General features: G+C 59.9%; 4 protein-coding genes. All 4 read right to left on the bottom strand.

The annotated features are described in order from the left end of the window. Positions 1 to 166: 166 nt before the first annotated feature. Positions 167 to 2014, bottom strand: coding sequence for an outer membrane assembly protein AsmA (gene asmA, locus HMPREF9538_RS18805; protein WP_009484530.1), 1848 nt, complete (start codon positions 2012 to 2014; stop codon positions 167 to 169). A 30-nt stretch (positions 2015 to 2044) separates the two neighbouring features. Further along, positions 2045 to 2626, bottom strand: coding sequence for a dCTP deaminase (dcd, locus tag HMPREF9538_RS18810; protein ID WP_004151145.1), 582 nt, complete (start codon positions 2624 to 2626; stop codon positions 2045 to 2047). 90 nt (positions 2627 to 2716) lie between these two features. Then, complete coding sequence (udk, locus tag HMPREF9538_RS18815) at positions 2717 to 3358, bottom strand: uridine kinase (RefSeq protein ID WP_002912442.1); 642 nt, start codon at positions 3356 to 3358, stop codon at positions 2717 to 2719. A gap of 114 nt (positions 3359 to 3472) precedes the next feature. After that, the coding region (locus tag HMPREF9538_RS32790; RefSeq protein ID WP_228701558.1) for a hypothetical protein at positions 3473 to 3553 on the bottom strand (81 nt) is incomplete at its 5' end.

Raw genomic sequence — 3553 nt, 5'->3', positions numbered from 1 at the left:
GCCTGATGGCGCTTCGCTTATCAGGCCTACATTAAGTGGCGACGCTAACGAATGATATTGCGTACATCCCAGGCCGGGTCAGACGCAGCCGCCACCCGGCATCATTGTGACATTAAGCTTTGACGATAAACACAGCCCGGAAACTTCCGGGCCGCGGGGGTGGGAATTACAGCTTATCGAGCAGCTTTTTGGCATCGTTGCCGTCTTTGCTGCCTTTATTACGCTCAACCCAGTCGTTGAGGCGCTGCTTCGCTTCATCCTGCAGCTGTTTGCGCAGGATCTGGTCGACCTGCAGACTGTAGCTCAGCGACTGCCACTCGCCGTAGATGCGCAGCGGGATAGCGGTCTGTTTCAGGCGGTCGATAAGCTTGCCCTCCCCTTTCCAGCCGCCGAGCACGCGCACGTTGAAGCGCATATCGCAGTTCTCTTTCTGCAGATCGAGCCGTCCTTCGCCGGTCATCGCCATCACGTCGGACTGCCCCTGCAGGCGGTTCAGCGTCACCAGCCCGTTATCCAGCGTCAGCCGGCTGCTCACGGAATCCAGGCGGGTGGCATTGTCGTAATTTTCCTGCGCCCGCACGTTGGTGCTGCGCTCCACGGCCTGCTGCACCAGCTGCTGGAAGTTCAGCCCTTCGGTGCGGGTATCGGCCATCTGGAGCTGAGCCTGTCCCTGCCAGTGGCGACGGAAATCATCAGCGTCAATGCGCGTTCCGGAAAATTCGCCGCTCAGCGACAGCTTGCCGGTCAGGTTTAAGGAATAGTTAAAGGCTTTGATCAGCGAACCGATCTCCACATTCTGCAGCGCCGGCTGGAACGTCGCCAGCGGCGTGTCGCCGCGGGCATCCAGGGTGCCAGGGAGAGAGAGCTGCCCGCCGTCAAGATTGCCCTGCATTTTGCTGACCGTCAGCAGCCCCTGCTGGTTGCTGATTTCGCTCTGCACCTGGGTGAAGTTCAGACCGCGCCACTGCAGCTGGTCGGCGCTCAGGGCCATTCGGCCGTTGAAGCCGCGCAGGCTCTGGTAATCTTCGCGCTCATCGCTGTCGGCGATCACCGGGCGCAGCGGCCGTGTCTGACTCTGGCCCTGCTGACTGGCGCTACTGTCCGTCGCCGGGGATCTTTGCGCCAGCAGACTATCGAGATCGAGAGTGGTGGCGTGCAGATCCAATGACCAGTCCGGGCGATCCCCCAGCACCACGCTGCCGCTGCCGGTAACGGTGCTGCGGTTAGCCATCAGATTCAGGTTGTCAAAACGCAGGGTCTTATCATCTTCCTGCCAGCTGGCCTGCAGACTTCCCTGACCATTAATGCCGTCCGGTGGGAGCTCGGCGCCGCGCAGCTGCCAGCTAAGCTGGGTAAAGTCGGCTTTTAAGGAGTGCGGATAATCGCCGCCCTGCACGGTGGCGGAGAAGTTCAGCGCCAGGTCGCGCTGGTCGCGGTTCACCCGGCCGGAGAAATCCACGGTGGCCCGGTGATTCTCATCCTGCTCCATCTGCAGACGGATATCGCGCACGGTCACCTGCTCGCCGTTCTCATGCTGGAAGAAGAGCACGCTGTCGGCCACCTGCAGCTGACGCACATCGTAGGACCATCCTCGATCCTCCTGGGCCAGCGGCAGGGTGTTGTCATGCGGCACCACCGGCGCTGAGCTGTCGCGAACCGCCTCGGTTTTCGGGGTCAGCTGGATCACCGCGCCCTTGAGCATCACCTGCTTCACCTGCAGCTGATGCGAGAGCAGCGGCAGCAGCGCCACGTCGAGGCGCATATTGTCGGCGCGGATCACCGGCTCTTCGGCGCCTCTGGCGGTCAGCGTCATCCGTCCGCTGAGAATGCTGAGCTGCGGCCAGACGTGCCAGCGCAGCGGGCCATCAAGGTCAAGCTGATAACCGCTGCGCTCTGCCACCTCATGCACCATATAGGCGCGAAAATCGTTGGGATTGACCAGCAATACCAACGAGGTAAGCCCGGCGACAATGACCGCCAGCAGGATCATCAGCGTTGTCAGTATTCGTCTCATGGCACCCTCAGCAACACCCCGTTGACGTTATCAATCCTTGTCGATTCGGCTCGCCACCGCGCCCTGCTGGTCGCGATATTTGGCGTCTTCACGGCGGTTATACGGCCGGGCCGCCGGGCCCGATAACGGTTCAAAGCTCAGCGCGCCGATGGGCATCCCCGGGCGTAGCGCCAGCGGCAGCTTGCCGGAGTTGTAAAACTCAAGCACGATGCAGCCGGACCAGCCTGGGTCGATACGGTGCGCGGTAACGTGCACCATCAGCCCCAGGCGCGCCAGCGAGGAGCGTCCGTCCAGCCAGCCTACCAGGTCGGCAGGCAGGGTGACAGACTCGTAGGTCACCGCCAGCGCCAGTTCGCCCGGATGCAGGAAAAAGGCTTCCCCTTCCGGCAGGACGATCTCTTCGCTCATCACGCGGTCCAGCGCGGCGCTGACCTCGGCCTTCGGGCCGCTTAAATCGATAAACGGCGCCGTGTGACCACGGAAGGTGCGGAATTTATTACCCAGCCGTACATCAACCGTCGCGCCATTAATACGCTCAACGGGCGGACGCGGATTGATGGCGAGTCGCCCTTCATCCAACCAGGCTTCGATATCTCGGTCACACAGACGCATGGGCTTTCTCCTTATAAGGCTGCTTCCCGCACGCTTCGCGGCGGAGAGGGCAACAGGGCTACTCTTTGCACGTTACACAATTCGGCCAGGTTATTCAAAGAACTGACTGATTTTGGCCTTCAGAATATCAATAGCGATGCGGTTTTTGCCGCCGCGCGGCACGATGATGTCGGCATACTGCTTCGACGGTTCAATAAACTGCAGGAACATCGGGCGCACGGTTTTCTGATACTGGGCCATCACCGAGTCCATGGAGCGGCCGCGCTCGTTAACGTCGCGCTTAATACGGCGCATCAGGCAAATATCGAGAGGGGTGTCGACGAAAATAGAGAAGTTGAGCTCGTTACGCAGGCGCGCATCGGTCAGCAGCAGGATCCCTTCAAGGATAATCACCTTCTTCGGCTCGACGTGAATGGTGTTCGGCGTGCGGGTATGCTCGACGTAGCTATATACCGGCAGTTCAATCGGCTGGCCGCTTTTCAGCATCTGCAAATGCTGGAACAACAGACTGTGGTCCATTGAGCTCGGGTGGTCATAGTTGGTTTTGACGCGCTCTTCCATCGACAGATGGCTTTGATCTTTGTAATAGCTGTCTTCCGGAATGACGCCAATATGTTCGTCGCCAACTTGTTCACGCAATTCGCGATAGAGAGTACTGGCGATAAGACTTTTGCCAGAAGCCGATGCGCCGGCGATGCCTACAATGACGCACTGATGGGACATATCAGTCATAAATTTTTGCGACCTGATTAACCTGGATAGAGATGGAGGGTGGCGGCGGACCGCCAAACGCGGCAATTATAGGGATTTCAGCGTCCCGATACCAGTGGTATGCGCCCCGGGCGGCTATTCCGCCGCCGGCGCCCAGTCATCGGTATACCAGATATGCAACAGCGCGTAGGATCGCATCGGCTGCCAGCGGCGGGG

The organism is Klebsiella sp. MS 92-3 (assembly GCF_000195655.1).
In the GTDB taxonomy this organism is placed as follows: Bacteria; Pseudomonadota; Gammaproteobacteria; order Enterobacterales; family Enterobacteriaceae; genus Klebsiella; species Klebsiella pneumoniae.
The sequence above is the reverse complement of the archived record's forward strand: the minus strand, read 5'-3'. Positions and strand labels throughout refer to the sequence as shown.